Origin of the sequence: Bacillus sp. FJAT-26390 (assembly GCF_001682865.1) — a bacterium.
Classification (GTDB): domain Bacteria; phylum Bacillota; class Bacilli; order Paenibacillales; family Paenibacillaceae; genus Pristimantibacillus.
Genome location: NZ_MAQX01000033.1, coordinates 88,466 through 103,642 on the forward strand (window position 1 = coordinate 88,466; position 15,177 = coordinate 103,642).

Here is a 15,177-nt window from a genome sequence, read left to right on the forward strand (position 1 = left end):
GCAGCTGTTCATAGACTCTTTTTTTGAGGGAGGCAGCGGTGTTTATCCGTTCTCCAGCTTAAACCCTTGCCCGAGCACCTCTGCCGTATTGCTTATGATAACAAAAGCGCCAGGGTCGATCGCTCGCACAAGCTGCTTCAGCTTCGGCACCTCATTTTGCCCAACGACTACCATCAGCACCGTGCGCCCAGCTCCCGTGTATCCACCGTGGCCGTCGAGCCTCGTCAACCCCCGGTCCAAATCATTCAGAATCGATTCGGCAACAGCCTCGGATTGGTCGCTGATAATAAAGGCCACCTTAGAAAGCTGAAGGCCGCTTTGCACAAAATCAATCGTCTTGCTCGTTACGAACAATCCAATCAGCGCGTACAGCGCCACCTCAGGCGAAATAATGATACCCGCTGCAATGATGACGCATCCGTCAAAGCATACAATGGCAAGGCTAAGCGGAAGCCCGGTATATCGGTGCAGGATTTGAGCCGCCAAATCGAGTCCGCCAGTAGACGCGCCTCCTCGAAAAACCAGGCCAAGTCCGAGCCCCACTCCAATACCGCCGTAAATGGCTGCCAGAAGCGGATTATCGGTTGGCGAGGACACATGGCTTGTCAGCAGCACGAACAGCGGCAAAATGACCGAGCCCAGCGCTGTTTTGACCGCAAACCGTTTACCAAGCAGCCATAGGCCTGCGATAAACAGCGGAATATTGATAGCCCATTGCGTTATCGCCGGCATAACGCCTGCCACTCTCTGCACGAGAATGGACACGCCGGATACGCCGCCCGAAGCGATTCCATTCGGCACCATGAACATATTGAAGCTTATCGCTACAATAATCGACCCTATCAGCAGCTGGACAATGCTCCAAACCGACTGAGCCCGCGGGCTTAAGCTTCGTCCGCCTTTTCTCCGTTTCACTGCGCCTTCATTCATGCCCCTTCAATCTCCTTGCAAGCCGATTTTCGCAAAAAGAAGAGCTCCACACATTGGCTGTGTCGGAACTCTTCCCTCTTTCTATACATTAATCATGACGAATCTGGTGGCGCAAATAACCGTCGATAAAAGCGTCGATATCGCCATCCATAACCGCGCCGACATTTCCGGTCTCGACCGATGTACGGTGATCCTTCACCATGCTGTACGGATGGAAAACGTAGGAGCGAATCTGGCTGCCCCAAGCAATCTCGGATTGCTCGCCGCGAATTTCCGCCAAATGCTTGATCTGCTCCTCGATCTTTCTCTCATACAGCTTGGAACGAAGCATCTTCATGGCCCGCTCGCGGTTCTGAATTTGCGAACGCTCCTGCTGGCAAGCGACTACGATTCCCGATGGAATATGCGTAATCCGGATGGCTGACTCCGTCTTGTTGACGTGCTGGCCGCCCGCTCCGCTCGCCCGGTACGTATCCACCTTCAAATCCTCGGAGCGAATCTCAATCTCGATGCTGTCGTCGATTTCCGGAACAACGTCACAGGAAGCAAACGACGTATGGCGGCGGCCGGCCGAATCGAACGGTGAAATACGAACAAGCCGGTGGACGCCCTTCTCCGCTTTCAAATAGCCGTAAGCATTATAGCCTTTGACCAAAATAGTCACGCTTTTGATGCCCGCCTCATCGCCTGGCAAGTAGTCAAGCAGCTCAACCTTGAAGCCGCTCTTCTCCGCCCAGCGCGTATACATCCGGTACAGCATGAGGCCCCAGTCTTGCGACTCCGTGCCGCCAGCGCCAGGATGCAGCTCGAGAATCGCGTTCAGCTTATCGTAAGGCTGATTAAGGAGCAGTTGAAGCTCAAAATCGCTAACCTTACGCAGCAGCTTGGCAACGCCGCTCACGACATCCGCCGCAAGCGACTCGTCGCTCTCCTCTTCCGCCAGCTCCAGCATCATCTGCAGCTCTTCTTGCTCGCTGTTCAGTCCGTCGTAATGGTCAACGACCGACTTTACCGCATTGAGCTCCGAAATGACGCTTTGCGCTTTCTCGTTATCATCCCAGAAATCAGGCATCGTCATCTTCTCTTCGAAATTCGCAATAATCTCCTGCTTAAGATCTAAGTCAAAGAGACCCCCTGAGCTCTTGGAGCCGCTTGGCCATTTCACGCAGGTCTTGTTTAACCGTTATGTCTATCATAGCTTCAGCTTCACCTCAAAATATTACTTCAATGCCTTACCGTATGCTGCGGCGTTTAACGCTGTTCCTTACTTGCCGTGGCATTGCTTATACTTTTTGCCGCTTCCGCAAGGACATGCATCGTTGCGCCCTACGCGCTCTTCGCGCTTAGCCGGACGCTTCTCAACCGCTTCTCCGCCGCCGCTTGTCGTAGTCGTTTGGCCCTGAGCTACCTCTTGGCGCTCCAGGTTGCTCTCTACGCGAGCCTTCATAATGTATCTCGCAACTTCCTCTTGAATGCTCTCGATCATTTCCTTGAACATCTCGAAGCCTTCAAATTGATATTCGCGAAGCGGATCTGTACCGCCGTATGCGCGCAAGTGGATACCTTGACGAAGCTGATCCATGGCATCGATGTGATCCATCCACTTGCTGTCTACCGCACGGAGCACAACAACCTTCTCGAACTCACGCATCGTGTCCGCGCCAAGCTCTTCTTCACGCTCATCATAAGAAGCAACGACCTCATCATAAATATAGTCGATGATCTCTTCTTTCTCTTTGCCCCAAATTTCTTCTTTGGTCAAGGAGCCTTCTTGCAGGAAGGTAGCATGCGCAAAATCAACGATCGCTTGAAGATCCCACTCTTCCGGAATATCCTCCGAGCAGTGTGCTTCAACGATGCGATCAATGACCGGCTTGATCATATCCATAACTTCCTGGCGAATATTTTCGGAACCAAGAATATCGCGGCGCTGTTTATAAATAACCTCGCGCTGCTGGTTCATTACGTCATCATATTGCAAAACAACTTTCCGAATGTCGAAGTTGTTGCCCTCAACACGCTTCTGTGCCGATTCGATCGCTCTTGAAATCATCCGGCTCTCGATCGGTTGATCCTCATCTAGTCCTAGCTTGTCCATCATGCCCATAATATTTTCAGAACCGAAGCGGCGCATCAGCTCATCCTCAAGCGATAGATAAAACTGTGAGGAGCCTGGGTCGCCTTGACGTCCGGCACGACCGCGCAGCTGATTATCGATCCGACGGCTTTCATGGCGCTCCGTACCAATAATATGCAAACCGCCAAGATCAGCAACCTCGTCGCCCAGCAAAATATCGGTACCGCGTCCAGCCATGTTCGTTGCAATCGTCACCGAGCCTGCTTGTCCCGCTCGGGAGATAATTTCTGCTTCCTCCGCATGGAACTTCGCGTTCAGGACCTTATGCGTCACGCCCCTGCGTTTGAGCATGTCCGATAGCTTCTCGGAATTTTCGATGGAAATCGTACCGACAAGGACCGGTTGGTTTTTGCTGTGGCGCTCGACGATTTCTTCAACGACCGCTTTAAATTTACCCATTTCGGATTTGTAGACCACGTCTGCGATATCCTTACGGATCATCGAGCGGTTTGTAGGCACTTGAATAACATCAAGACCATAAATACGCTTGAACTCTTCTTCCTCCGTCTTCGCCGTACCGGTCATGCCTGCCAGCTTGCGATACATGCGGAAATAGTTCTGGAACGTAATCGTCGCAAGAGTCATGCTCTCGTTTTGAACTTCCAGCTGCTCCTTCGCTTCAATTGCTTGGTGCAACCCGTCGCTGTAACGGCGTCCCGACATGAGACGACCCGTGAACTCATCGACAATAACAACCTCATCTTCCTCAACCACGTAATCCACGTCGCGCTTCATAATAAAGTTCGCTTTCAGCGCTTGCTGAATATGGTGGTTAAGCGTGACATTCGCATGGTCGAATAGATTCTCGATCGAGAATGCCTTCTCCGTTTTCTCAACGCCTGATTCCGTCAGCATAACGCTGCGCAGCTTGATATCAATCGTGAAGTCCTCTTCGGGCTTCAAACGGCTAATAAAGCGGTCTGCGGCAAAATAGAGCTCAGTCGACTTAGCAGCTTGTCCGGAAATAATAAGCGGCGTCCGCGCTTCATCGACTAGAATGGAATCCACCTCATCGATGATTGCAAAATAAAGCGGACGCTGTACCATTTGTTCCTTGTAAAGCACCATGTTGTCACGCAAATAATCGAAGCCGAATTCATTATTTGTACCGTACGTAATATCGCAAGCATAAGCCTCTTGCTTCTCGTCATGCGACAAGCCATGCAAATTACAGCCGACAGTCATGCCTAGGAAGCCGTAAAGCTGTCCCATCAGCTCGCTATCACGCTGTGCCAAGTAGTTATTGACCGTAATAACATGAACGCCTTTGCCAAGCAATGCGTTCAAATAAACCGGAAGCGTCGCAACGAGCGTCTTACCTTCACCCGTTCTCATCTCCGCAATCTTTCCTTCATGCAGAACCATACCGCCAAGAAGCTGTACGTCAAAATGACGCATGCCAAGCGTACGCTTGGATGCTTCCCTTACGGTTGCAAAAGCTTCAGGAAGAATTTGATCGAGCGTTTCTCCCTTTTCAATTCTTGCTCTGAATTCTTCCGTTTTCGCGCGCAGCGCTTCATCGGACAAAGCCGTGAACTTCGACTCTATCGCATTTACCTCATCTACCGTCCGTTGGAGCCGTTTTACCTCGCGCTCGTTATGGTCACCAAATATCTTTTTCACTAGTCCGAGCATGGAATTCCCCTTTCGTAATGACGCCTCTTTGCATTAAATTGTATCAGTTTGTCGACACCGCCGCAACGAAGATGATTGGAAAAGAAAAAGCCTCTCTCCAAAAAGGAGAAAAGGCTCTTCGTTTTAAGTATAATTGCTGCTAGCCCTGCTCGATTAAGCCGTATTTTCCATCATTGCGTCTGTATACAACACTCACTTCTTTGTTGTCTACATTCGAGAATACGAAGAAGTTATGTCCAACCATATTCATTTGCAAAATCGCTTCTTCCACGTCCATCGGCTTCAGATCAAAGCGTTTGGTACGTACAAGCTCCAGATCATCCTCTTCCTCCAGAACGCCCACTGCTGAGCCTTCTTCCCTGAATAAGGCGCGTACGCCGCTGCCTTGGCGGAACTTGCGATTTACTTTAGTTTTATGCTTACGTATTTGTCGTTCGAGTTTGTCCGCAACAACATCAATCGATGCGTACATGTCCTCGCTTTTCTCCTCGGCTCTTAGCATGACACCGGTGAGCGGAATGGTCACCTCTACTGCATGTTTCCCTTTGGTGACGGATAGTGTTACGTTAATATCGGAGGTGATTGGTGCTTCGAAATATTTATCCAATCGGCTGAGTTTCTTTTCGACGTAGTCTCTCAATGCGTCTGTCACTTGAAAGTGTTGACCTCGAATGTTGTAGTTCATGGGGAACTCCTCCTTTACATGGCCTTATTATAACATATGTAAGCGTTCGAATCAAAAGAGTTTTTGTTTTATTTCGAATTTTCAGATAAATAATGCTATAGAACTAATAGAATTGTCACAATTAAGATACATACTCCGTTGGGCTCGTCAAAACGCCGGGATTCCGTTAATTAGCTGCGACCCGTTTGTTAGCGCGGACAACAAAAAAAAGCCCCGGTTACCCGGAGCTTTGTGTAAGTTGCTTGTTTAGTGATCCAAATTATAAGGTGGCTGGATCAGCCGAATGATTACAGTTTAACTACGTTAGCAGCTTGTGGACCACGAGCGCCTTCAACAATATCGAATTCGACGGATTGGCCTTCTTCAAGAGTTTTGAAACCTTCAGTTTGGATAGCGGAGAAATGAACAAATACGTCGCCGCCTTGCTCAGTCTCGATAAATCCATAACCTTTTTCTGCGTTAAACCATTTAACTTTACCTTGCATGTGCAAACATTCCCTTCATCTTCAAATACTGTGAGGCATCGCTTTGTATAACCCACAATTTGACTATAACACCCACTTAACGGAATTGTCAAACAATTTATTGTAAGCGAATACATTTGAGTGTTGGCGGGGTTTATGCTTGGCGATTCTTGTCGATAATCCAAATAAAAAAGCCACCCAAGGGGTGACTTAGCAATTAACTTCGTTATATCCAAAGTCACAAACCATGTCATTCAAACTAGACGACCGTTGATTGAGTTTGTTTATAGTTGCTTCCATTCGATTGTCCAACTGCTTGATTGAACTCCTTGGCAGCTTGCATCCAAGTTTCTTTCAATTCAATCAAATGCGCTAACACCTCTTCAGCCGGCTCAGTATTTTTCTTCACATTAGCTTCAATAAGTCGCATATTGAAATAATCATATAGTTTCAGTAAATTTTCTGATATCGGATTGGAGCGATCAATTGTAATCGTAAACTCACTTATAATATCTTGTACCTTTATTAAACTCGTATTTGCATCTGAATAGCGTTGTTCTTTAATCGCTTCAATTCCTTGACGGCAAAACCGGATAGCACCATCGTAGAGCATAATAAGTAATTGTCCTGGAGTAGCTGTTTGAATGGTATTCTGAATATACTTATTACGTTGTTGAAGTTGCATTTTTTATCCTCCTATGAACTAAATTGCTGTTTAAGCCAATACTCGCGAGTTCATCTTAATAAGATCTATCTTATGAAACGTTGAATTATCCTTTTTCGTCTATAAGTATCCCTGCCATCTCCCACAACTTAGCTACAAAATCCAAGTTTTTTTCTGGAGGGATTTCACGTATGACTTCTCCCGATGCACTATCTAGAACTTTAACTGAAATGATATTTGTTTGCTTATGCACGGAGAACTCTAAGTTCGTGCTTTTGCCTTCCATGGCTTTAATCGCTCTATCGATTGCTTTAACTAGCTGCTCTTCGCTAATCGTAATATGCTCACCGCGAAGCTCTGCCTTTTTCAACTCGTCTTGTCTAGTAATTTTAGAAAGGTGTTGAGAATCACTCATTCCAACAGAGCTTGATGACTCTACTCCGGAATTAACCGAATCGATACCCATAGCACTACGGTTCAGTGAGCTAATCACCCCTGTTGCTGGCACATTCGTGTTCATAACCTATCATTCCTTCCGCGTCGATAGTTCTAAAGTATATATCGGCTAGCCATCTTTTTTTTATTAGATGAGGACCTATATTTTGGAATGTTTCTTTTTCCTTTTTAGCTTTGGTCAACACCAATAAATCAGTTTGTATTCATAACACTATTTATATAACAAAAAGGAGCTTCTTTAAAAAGAAGCCCTTAAGCAGTTGGTTATTTCTTTGTATCAAAAAAAGCACCATACGGAGAATAAGAATTTCCATAATCCCCGTATTGTTGATTTGCCGCTTTGCTTTTTTTAAGGTTAATAATTTCGGATTCCAGCTTCTTTTTCTTCTGGTCCATAATGGGAAAAATTCTTAGATCAATCTCATACGCCGGTTGTAGGCAGCTTTTTTTCTGAGAATCCGTAAATGCTATACCCTGCGATAGTAGAATGGTTAGTGCATCAATATGCTCTTGTCGTTTGTCCAACAGCTCTATCCATTCTTCCGGTTCACTGTTTTCATCTACTACTCTCTCCTCTAACGAGCGCGTAATATGCAAGAAGTCGTTAAGAAGAGATTCTAGAGAGGTATCCGTGTTCATTATCGCCTCTCCTTCTACTTTACTAATGTGTACACTAGCAGTAGCTTTTTTAGCCAACAATTTGATTATTCATTATTTGAATTGTTGTGACAGCCAACCGCTCTGTGAGTTTGCTTTACTCATCGCGGTCTCCATAGCAGTAAATCTCTTCCAATACCGATCTTCGATATCCACCAGCCTAGTGCTCCACTTGTTAATATCCGTATTAAGCCTGCTCAATCCTTTGCCTATCGTACTGTTGTCTACGAGCGAAGCGATGCTTCCTGCTTTTTCCGTTAGCTTACCCATTGTACTGTTAATTTGATCGTAAAGCCGCTGAGCTACACCGCTCTCATTGTATTTGGTTGCAGGATCCGTGGAGGTGCCCGTTTTAGTGAATAAATCCATTATCGCGTTACCGTCTTTGGAAATTGCTTCACGCAGCTTTGTTTCATTGATATACAGCTTTCCTTTTTCCGAATAGCTACCGGAAGTAATACCAATATCGGAAAGATTGTCATATTTCGAATCTATGCCGGAGCCCTGTAAGTTCGACGATAGAGAAAGCCGCATTTCAGATAATACATTAGAGAGCAGAGAATCTTGACGCAGCAATCCGCTCTTCGCCTTGTCCTCCCATTGCTCGATTTGCTTTTCCGACAGCGATTCTTTCTCCTCAGCTAGTAAGGGCTTAAAATCTCTATAGGTTGCTTCCGTTATCTTAGTATTGATCTTATTTGTAATTTCATTATATTTATCAACATATTCTTTTATCGATTTAAAAATAGCATCCTCATCTGGCTTTAAGCTGACTTGCGTCGTACCGACAGCTTTAATGTTGAATTCAACGCCATCAAATGTGAAGGTTGAGCTATTGACCTGATAAGCAATTCCGTTAATTTGGACATTGCCAGGCTTAGCGTCTTTGGACGATTGAAAACCCTTATTCGTAGCAAAATCCGTTATTGTCGCAGAATTGTTAACCGTACCCGTAGATAATCCAAGCTTGTTGCTCGTGCCAAACCCGCCTGTGTTAGTAATCGAGATAGCCGCGCTTGCACCGCTTGTCGTTGTTGTAAATGTGATGGATTTATCATCTTGCAGGTAGCTTGCGGTAACTCCTGTTACGGATGAATTGGAATTCACCTTAGCTATTATACTATTGATGTTATCAGTTGCTGCAACACTAATCGTGGTTGCGCCTATTTTGAAATCAAATGCCTCGCCAATTTCGGCAGTTCCATCTGCCAGTCCACTGGCAGTAAATTTCACAGATGCTGCTTTGGCCGCTTCAGCAAGGTCTGTAACCTTCACTTCATAATTGGAGGTACTTGGGACCCCTTTTTGCTTAACAGCTACAAGATTGTCGTTACCTGATGCTAATACCTTCTTCTGGTACGTCCCTTGCAATTTCATATCAAAGGTTTTGTTTTTAAGATCTAATAATAGAGAGTTCATCTCTCTAAACTGATCACGTTTCCATTCCTCGGTTTGCTTCTTTTGGAGCAGCTTATTGAGCGGCGCTTTTTCAGCTTTCATTAGGTTTTTAACAAGCGTATCTGTATCAAGGCCCGAAGCTAATCCACTCATGCGGATTGAATTTATCATAATCTTCCTCCTACCTTTTCTCATCTATTTGTATTTTTATATAGAGCATTATCTTGCTGGCTAGTTCACATTATCGTTTGTATCTACTACTAGTAGTATCGGAAATAAATAGAAGATAGTTTAGGGATAATCATAAAAAGCGATAACTTTAGCCATAAAAAAAGAGACTCTAGATAATCTAGAGTCTCCTTGTAAACCATTAGAATTAACGAAGCAATTGAAGAACGCCTTGCGGTTGTTGGTTAGCTTGTGCAAGCATAGCTTGTGCAGCTTGTGCAAGGATGTTGTTTTTCGTTTGTTCCATCATTTCTTTCGCCATATCAACATCACGGATACGGGATTCAGCAGCTGTTAGGTTCTCAGAAGCAGTTCCCAAGTTGTTGATTGTGTGCTCAAGACGGTTTTGTACCGCACCAAGTTTAGAACGCTCGCTGGAAACAGAAGCAGTTGCTTTATCAAGAACTGCGATTGCTTTAGCAGCATCATCTTTAGTGGAGATGTTCAAAGCAGCTTCGCCTTTAACATCGTTAGTACCATCAGTTACGGAGTTAGATTTAGTGAAACCAGCATCGCCAGCTTTACCAGTGATACCAAGTGCTTTAGAGCGCATATCGTTCACTTCAAGGCTCATTGATTGACCGCTGTTAGCACCGATTTGGAAAGAAGTTTTGAAAGCTTCTTGTACTCCGCCATCGATTACTTTTACGCTGCTATCAGCACCTTTGGCAGCAGATGTCACAACTAGGTTGTTAGTAACCGCTTCTTTGCTCAAAGTAACGCCATCGATTTTACCTTGTTTTACAATTGCATCTACTAGAGTAGCTTCATCTGTTACGTCGCTGATGTCAATACCAATCGAGCTACCGTTACCATTAAACGTTCCATTGTCAGCATTGTAAAACTGGATTTGTTTTCCGTTAATTGTAAGTCCTTTATCAACCAAAGTTGATAGTTTAGTGAAATCGATGGATGCAAGGTCAATAGATGTTTTTGCAGATGTACCATCAGTATTCGTACCCATAACTTGTGCGCCAGCATTCACAAATGCAGCCATAGCTCCAGCAGCACCAGTATTTGCTTGTCTAGTTACATTTGCATCTGTTGTTGTTGTAATTTTCATGTTGCCTTTGGAACCAGCGTATTCACCAGTTTTAATAGCTTCAATTGTAACTACTCCAGCATTTTCAGATACTTTAAAGTTACCTTTTAGTGAATCGTCACCATCAATCAACTTTTGCAACGTTTCTACCGCTGATTTTGTAGCTTTAGCATCAGATCCAGCTACAGCACCAAGTGTAGCACCGCCAATGTCAATTGTAGCGCCAGATGTTGTTAGGTTAGTAACATCACCGGCTACTGCACTACCACCGCCATTTGCAAATGTAAGTGTCAATGCCTTGCCGTTAATGTTAACTGCTAATGTCTCACCAGCAGCTAATGTACCGTTTAAGTCAAAAGTCATTTTAACTTCTTGCGAAGTTGCATCAGTTCCAGCAGTGCTTGTGGAAAGAGCAGAAATATCTAGTCCAGTACCAGTAAGGTTGGATTTTCCATCGCCTTGAAGCAATTTTTGAGTATTGAACTCAGTAGTGTTACCTACACGGTTGATTTCGGAAGTCAATTGGTTCATTTCGTCTTGAAGAGCGCCACGGTCAGCATCAGTGTTCGTTCCGTTTGCTGATTGGTTAGCAAGCTCGCGCATACGTTGCAAGATGCTGTGAGTTTCGTTCAGAGCGCCCTCAGCCGTTTGAATCAAAGAGATACCATCTTGGGAGTTCTTAGCAGCCATGTCCAAACCACGGATTTGACCGCGCATTTTTTCGGAAATGGCAAGACCTGCTGCATCATCGCCAGCGCGGTTGATGCGAAGACCTGAAGATAGTTTTTCGATGTTTTTGGAAGTTGCTGCGCTGTTAGCACCTAGTTGGCGGTGAGTGTTCAAAGCAGCGATGTTGTGATTAATACGCATTGTTATTTCCTCCTTGAAATTTTCGAGTATCCGCATCCTTGCGGAAGCTTACGGTTGTAGGTCGGCCGCCCTTTTCACCGTGCTAATATATATATCGACAGATCATTTTTTTTGTTTATAGTAATTATCCAAAAAAACGAATTATTTTTTGAACAGCTTCGTCACTTCATCTAATGGTAACGGATGCTTGGCTGCTGCAAGGTTTTGGGCTTGAATGGTTAAGTAAATTTCTTTGCGGTAAATGTCTACTTCCTTCGGAGCCCGTATACCTAATTTAACATTGTCGCCCTCCACGCCTAATACTACAATCTCGATATTGCCACCTATAATAATGGATTCATCGCTTTTGCGAGATAAAACGAGCATGGCTGTTCCTCCTTATGTTCGATTAAGCGGGGCCCGCGAGCTGTAAGTACTGTCATGAAGAATGAGCTGCTTCCCAGTCATTTGGTTAGGATTCAAGACGAGCGGAGCCAGCAAATTAATGGTAGCCTCTGACGGTTCGGTAGCCATCGTCAAAATCGACCAGATTTCAATATCCTGTTCCGTTTGGATTTGCAATTCCTGTTTAGCCGAATCGGACAACTCCCATTCGTACTCCGGATAAAAGAAGAATGGGTTAACGATTAGTAAAGAGATTTCTTGATCATCTACGGATTGCATAAGCTTGATTGGCAGCTCTTGCTCCAGGTCTGAGAACACAAAGTGATGAAGATGTTCAAAACCCGGAATACCTTGCTCGAAATGATACACTGATGTAGTTGCACTCACAGTATTGCCCTCCTCCATATGGTTACCAATATTATAAATAAAACTATAGACCCCGCAACTGCGTTCAGTTACGCTGCTGGTCTATAGTTCTGATTTCGAAAGCGCATATTTTATATAAGCTGATCAATTTGGGGAGGAATGATTTCGACCTTCGGATATTGACTCATATAAATCTCTAGCTTACCTCGCTCATACTGATGAATAGGCCGATTCACTTGTACGTCCAAATTGACTCTCCCCGGCGTTGTTTCAATTGAAACTTCTGCAGGTGTGTAGGAAATATCAACGTTATCATAAGATGCTTCTCCGCTGAAATCAAATTCAGGAAAAGTCCGTTGCCAGTCTTTAGCTCTCTCTGCAATTGGATTTCCGCCTAAATGAATGTCTGCCATACGGTTTCCCTGTTCTACAATACGAGCCAGACCTCGGAGAGCCATATCAGATGCCATGGAATAGATTTTGCTCATCGTTTCTAAATTCCCGCCTAGTGCTAAAGCATCCCAGGCTCGATCCTGATTAACTTCAAGCCGGCTTCTTGAGGTTGTAAAATGCTGCTCCGGGCGAATCTGCTCCATTTCCACGGTCGCTTGTGGTTGCTCCAAAGACTGTTTCCCCATATCTGCATCAATGGAAAGCATGGCCGGAAATTGGCGAATCTGGATTTGAGGAATTTGCATAAGGCACTCCCTTATCTCAAGAAGTCAACCAGGCTTGGTCTAATAAGCTGCGCGCCGACGGATAAAGAAGCCTGATAAACGTTTTCTTCCGCCTTTAAGTTCGTAATAACCTCGGCGATATCCGCATCCTCAACCTTAGACTTCACTGTCTGGAGATTGATCTCAGAATCCTTTAGTCTGTTCTCGATTAGCTCCACACGGTTTATCCTTGCTCCGATTTCCGCGCGCTTGGTAAGCATCGTATTCATTCTCGTATCTACTTGCCCAATTAAGTTAGAAAGTCCCTTCTGGTCCCCAGAAGAAAGCATATCATGTGCACGGCGCAATAACTGGAATACGTTATCGCTGTTTGTGTCTGTGTCAGATGCAACGGGATTTCCGAATACCTCGTTCCCCGTTATGTTTGTCGCAAGCGTCATTCCCGGCGCCAACTCAAACTTAATTGCGCCTGGGTCTGAAGCATTATTATAGGCCTTTGTCTGCGGAGGAACAGCAAGCGGGTCAATGGCTTGCTCAAGTGTCATTGCGGAATAAGGCTTGGTTCCCGTCAACTCCCCGTTAAATACTTGTTTGCCATTGAATTGGCTGTTGCCGATCTCAATCATTTGATTAAACAATTGCGACACTTCGGTTTTAATGGCATCCAAGCTGGTTTGCTCATTCGTTCCGTTAGAGCCGTTTACCATGAGTTCCCGAAAGCGTTGCATAATCTCACCGGCTTGGCCAATCGTTGTATCCGTATATTGTAGCATGGATAACGCAGAATCTACGTTTTCTGTATATTGAGCATTAGAATCAATTTCGCTCCTATATCGCAAAGCAAACGTAATGCCTACTGGATCATCAGAGGGCTTATTAATTTTCATACCGGTCGAAAGCTGATTTTGCAGGTTGTTCATACGACCCATATTACTGGATACATTACGCAATAGCTGGGAGTTCATCATTGATTGTGTAACGCGCAGCGACATAATATATCACCTCCATGTTTTTAATCATTACAGACCTACCCGGCCCATGCCATTAATGACTTTATCTAAAATTTCATCAATCATCGTCATATTCCGTGCTGCAGCATTATATGCATGCTGGTATTTGATCATATTCGACATTTCTTCATCGAGCGAAACACCGCTTACCGATTGTCTCCGCGACTCTACTTGTTCTACTATAATTTGTTGATTTGTCTGCATCCTTGTGGCCTCAGCCGCTTGAACGCCGATCTGCCCAACCACGGAACGGAAATAGGCATCCATCGTATTTTTGTTTTCTCCGGCGCTTGGGTCAAAATCAAATCGAGTATCTCTCATTTGCGAGAAAAGCACCGCCAACGAGTTATTGCCGCTAACAACAGTCTCTGAACCGTCAGCATTCGTAGTTACACGCATAGAAGAGGCTAGCAAATTGGAATTAGCAACAATCGCAGGATTAAGGGTAATGTTACCCGCTGTAAGTCCTGAAACCCCACCCGTACTATCCGTGAACAATGGCAGTCCTGCCTCCGTGCCTGCCAGTGAATAGCCAAGCTGGTGCAAGCCGTTTAAACCTTTAACCGTAACAGTCGTATCCTCAGCTAGCGTACGATTTGTACCCGTGTAGGTTACATTATTAAGTACTGTTCCTTCTGGCAATACAGAGCCTTTGGGAAGCGTTATCTCAAACTCACCGGTTGCCATCGTTTGTACGAGCTTATTCAGTTCGCCAATGTAACCTTCTACAAAATGATCTCTGGAATACATTGTGCCGTAAATCGTACCACTATTCAGGTCGCCTGATGCAATAGCTTGCTCAACACCCGGCATATCAAGCTCAGATGTTGCTGTTCCTTGAACAAGCTCAGTACCGCCCATTGTAATCCTGTAGCCATTTGCTTGGTCTTCAACACGAATGTTGATCAAACCGGAAAGTTGGTCCGTTAACAGGTCACGCTGATCACGCAGGTCATTGGCGTTATCGCCTAAGCCTTCGATCCGACGGATCTCACCGTTTAGCTGCGCGATGTTTGTTGTTAAGGAATTCACCGTGTTTAGATTGGTTTGGACATTTTCGGTTAGATCGGTTTTCAGATCCCCTAGTTGTCTTGCCGTGTAATTAAATGCATCAACCATCGCCATCGTTTGTTCCAATACAACCTTGCGTCCGTCAGCGTTTTCCGGGTTTTTGCTTAAATCCGACCACGAATTCCAAAAATTCGAGATCACCGTTCTTAAGCCCGTATCACTTGGTTCATTTATGATTCCTTCCAACTTTTGAAGCGTATCCAGTTGAACCGTAAAGTTGCCGTACGATTTATTTTCATTGCGGTACTGATTATCCAGAAACTTCTCTCTAATACGTGTGATTGAGCTTGCCTCCACACCTGTACCAAGTTGGCCTGCCGCTGTTGATTTGGAGAAGCCTACTGCATCAATCGGTCTTGAAGCGGTCATGTTTACGACTTGGCGCGAATAGCCTGCCGTGTTAGCATTCGCTATATTATGTCCTGTTGTATTTAGAGCGGACTGCGTCGTGAACAAGCTGCGCCTTGCTGTTTCTAAGCCATGAAATGTCGATGCCATCGTAT

Annotated in this window: 15 protein-coding genes; all 15 read right to left on the bottom strand. The window is 45.1% G+C overall.

The genetic code is table 11. The features are described 5' to 3' along the window. Positions 1–42: 42 nt before the first annotated feature. The 15 genes from A7975_RS24710 to flgK all read right to left on the bottom strand — a co-directional run bounded on the left by A7975_RS24710 (position 43) and on the right by flgK (position 15,172). Complete coding sequence (locus A7975_RS24710; protein ID WP_065386925.1) at positions 43–930, bottom strand: YitT family protein; 888 nt, start codon at positions 928–930, stop codon at positions 43–45. 88 nt (positions 931–1,018) lie between these two features. Beyond that, a protein-coding gene (prfB, locus tag A7975_RS24715) for a peptide chain release factor 2 (protein ID WP_141680416.1) occupies positions 1,019–2,126 on the bottom strand; the annotation gives its coding sequence in 2 pieces (ribosomal slippage) (positions 1,019–2,053 and positions 2,055–2,126; 1,107 coding nt in all). Positions 2,127–2,194: 68 nt separating this feature from the next. Further along, on the bottom strand, positions 2,195–4,702 hold the full coding sequence (secA, locus tag A7975_RS24720; protein WP_065386926.1) for a preprotein translocase subunit SecA: 2,508 nt from the start codon (positions 4,700–4,702) through the stop codon (positions 2,195–2,197). A gap of 139 nt (positions 4,703–4,841) precedes the next feature. Further along, entirely contained in the window at positions 4,842–5,387 is a 546-nt protein-coding gene (gene hpf / locus A7975_RS24725) for a ribosome hibernation-promoting factor, HPF/YfiA family (protein WP_053373828.1), read from the bottom strand. 287 nt (positions 5,388–5,674) lie between these two features. Beyond that, on the bottom strand, positions 5,675–5,872 hold the full coding sequence (locus A7975_RS24730) for a cold-shock protein (RefSeq protein ID WP_028608231.1): 198 nt from the start codon (positions 5,870–5,872) through the stop codon (positions 5,675–5,677). Positions 5,873–6,110: 238 nt separating this feature from the next. Continuing rightward, entirely contained in the window at positions 6,111–6,536 is a 426-nt protein-coding gene (gene fliS / locus A7975_RS24735) for a flagellar export chaperone FliS (RefSeq protein ID WP_053373827.1), read from the bottom strand. Between the two features lie 85 nt (positions 6,537–6,621). Beyond that, a complete protein-coding gene (locus A7975_RS24740) occupies positions 6,622–7,035 on the bottom strand; it encodes a flagellar protein FlaG (protein WP_053373826.1) in 414 nt (137 codons plus the stop codon). A gap of 200 nt (positions 7,036–7,235) precedes the next feature. Continuing rightward, a complete protein-coding gene (gene fliT / locus A7975_RS24745; RefSeq protein ID WP_065386927.1) occupies positions 7,236–7,610 on the bottom strand; it encodes a flagellar protein FliT in 375 nt (124 codons plus the stop codon). A 72-nt stretch (positions 7,611–7,682) separates the two neighbouring features. Next, entirely contained in the window at positions 7,683–9,197 is a 1,515-nt protein-coding gene (gene fliD / locus A7975_RS24750) for a flagellar filament capping protein FliD (protein WP_065386928.1), read from the bottom strand. Positions 9,198–9,402: 205 nt separating this feature from the next. Then, positions 9,403–11,166: a flagellin N-terminal helical domain-containing protein gene (locus A7975_RS24755; protein ID WP_065386929.1), complete on the bottom strand. Its 1,764-nt coding sequence runs from the start codon at positions 11,164–11,166 to the stop codon at positions 9,403–9,405. Positions 11,167–11,307: 141 nt separating this feature from the next. Continuing rightward, on the bottom strand, positions 11,308–11,532 hold the full coding sequence (gene csrA, locus A7975_RS24760; protein ID WP_053373822.1) for a carbon storage regulator CsrA: 225 nt from the start codon (positions 11,530–11,532) through the stop codon (positions 11,308–11,310). A gap of 12 nt (positions 11,533–11,544) precedes the next feature. Continuing rightward, on the bottom strand, positions 11,545–11,937 hold the full coding sequence (fliW, locus tag A7975_RS24765) for a flagellar assembly protein FliW (RefSeq protein WP_255314539.1): 393 nt from the start codon (positions 11,935–11,937) through the stop codon (positions 11,545–11,547). Positions 11,938–12,047: 110 nt separating this feature from the next. Then, the gene (locus A7975_RS24770; RefSeq protein WP_065386931.1) at positions 12,048–12,614 is read right to left on the bottom strand and encodes a DUF6470 family protein; all 567 of its coding nucleotides are present in this window, start codon (positions 12,612–12,614) and stop codon (positions 12,048–12,050) included. 11 nt (positions 12,615–12,625) lie between these two features. Beyond that, positions 12,626–13,585 (bottom strand): flagellar hook-associated protein FlgL, encoded by a 960-nt coding sequence (gene flgL, locus A7975_RS24775; RefSeq protein WP_176707810.1) that lies wholly within the window; start codon positions 13,583–13,585, stop codon positions 12,626–12,628. Positions 13,586–13,612: 27 nt separating this feature from the next. Next, entirely contained in the window at positions 13,613–15,172 is a 1,560-nt protein-coding gene (gene flgK, locus A7975_RS24780) for a flagellar hook-associated protein FlgK (RefSeq protein WP_053373819.1), read from the bottom strand. Between the last annotated feature and the right edge of the window lie 5 nt (positions 15,173–15,177).

Coding starts and splice junctions, on each gene's coding strand:
- A7975_RS24770 (WP_065386931.1), bottom strand. CDS start 12,614: ATGCAAATTCCTCAAATCCAGATTCGCCAATTTCCGGCCATGCTTTCC.
- fliT (WP_065386927.1), bottom strand. CDS start 7,610: ATGAACACGGATACCTCTCTAGAATCTCTTCTTAACGACTTCTTGCAT.
- flgK (WP_053373819.1), bottom strand. CDS start 15,172: ATGGCATCGACATTTCATGGCTTAGAAACAGCAAGGCGCAGCTTGTTC.
- flgL (WP_176707810.1), bottom strand. CDS start 13,585: ATGTCGCTGCGCGTTACACAATCAATGATGAACTCCCAGCTATTGCGT.
- fliS (WP_053373827.1), bottom strand. CDS start 6,536: ATGCAACTTCAACAACGTAATAAGTATATTCAGAATACCATTCAAACA.
- A7975_RS24710 (WP_065386925.1), bottom strand. CDS start 930: ATGAATGAAGGCGCAGTGAAACGGAGAAAAGGCGGACGAAGCTTAAGC.
- csrA (WP_053373822.1), bottom strand. CDS start 11,532: ATGCTCGTTTTATCTCGCAAAAGCGATGAATCCATTATTATAGGTGGC.
- A7975_RS24730 (WP_028608231.1), bottom strand. CDS start 5,872: ATGCAAGGTAAAGTTAAATGGTTTAACGCAGAAAAAGGTTATGGATTT.
- fliD (WP_065386928.1), bottom strand. CDS start 9,197: ATGATAAATTCAATCCGCATGAGTGGATTAGCTTCGGGCCTTGATACA.
- hpf (WP_053373828.1), bottom strand. CDS start 5,387: ATGAACTACAACATTCGAGGTCAACACTTTCAAGTGACAGACGCATTG.
- A7975_RS24740 (WP_053373826.1), bottom strand. CDS start 7,035: ATGAACACGAATGTGCCAGCAACAGGGGTGATTAGCTCACTGAACCGT.
- A7975_RS24755 (WP_065386929.1), bottom strand. CDS start 11,166: ATGCGTATTAATCACAACATCGCTGCTTTGAACACTCACCGCCAACTA.
- secA (WP_065386926.1), bottom strand. CDS start 4,702: ATGCTCGGACTAGTGAAAAAGATATTTGGTGACCATAACGAGCGCGAG.